This window comes from Pseudaminobacter sp. Soil_N_29, from assembly GCF_057656055.1.
This window is the reverse complement of sequence record NZ_JBDGLC010000038.1, coordinates 1-428: the sequence shown is the minus strand read 5'-3', so window position 1 is coordinate 428 and position 428 is coordinate 1. Positions and strand designations below refer to the sequence as shown.

At 63.1% G+C, this 428-nt stretch carries 1 protein-coding gene; it reads right to left on the bottom strand.

All coding sequences use genetic code 11. The annotated features are described in order from the left end of the window. A partial coding sequence (locus AC3A4H_RS23630; protein ID WP_487768885.1) for an MBL fold metallo-hydrolase occupies nucleotides 1-419 on the bottom strand: 419 nt, incomplete at its 3' end. Between the last annotated feature and the right edge of the window lie 9 nt (nucleotides 420-428).

The following is a 428-nucleotide window of genomic DNA, read 5'->3' as shown; positions in this document are numbered from 1 at the left end:
AAGGCAAGGCTGGGAATTCCGTGATCCAACATCGCCCCTTCGACACGAAACTCGTCATCCTCGAGAAGCACGCCAGAAGGCACCCGCGGCGGCTCGCCTGCCTCACGCGCGAAGCCCGCCCGCGCCCTGAAAAGACTGCATCGCACGAACCCGGTCGGGGCCCAGTCGGCGACGGAGATCACCAGGTCGGCCGAATGCGTGCCGAGCAGGTTCCAGGTATATGCCCTGAGTTTGGCCGCGACCGCGTCTCCGAGCCCCGGCGGGCCGACCAAAGAGAGACTGGTTGGCAGGTAAAGCTGCGACCGAAGCAATCGATCAAAGCCCACGAAATGATCCATGTGCATGTGGGAGACGAAAACATGGCTCACGCGCACGATCTCGCGGCCGGAAAGCGGCGTCAGATATCCCAGGTCGAACAAAAGCGCGCG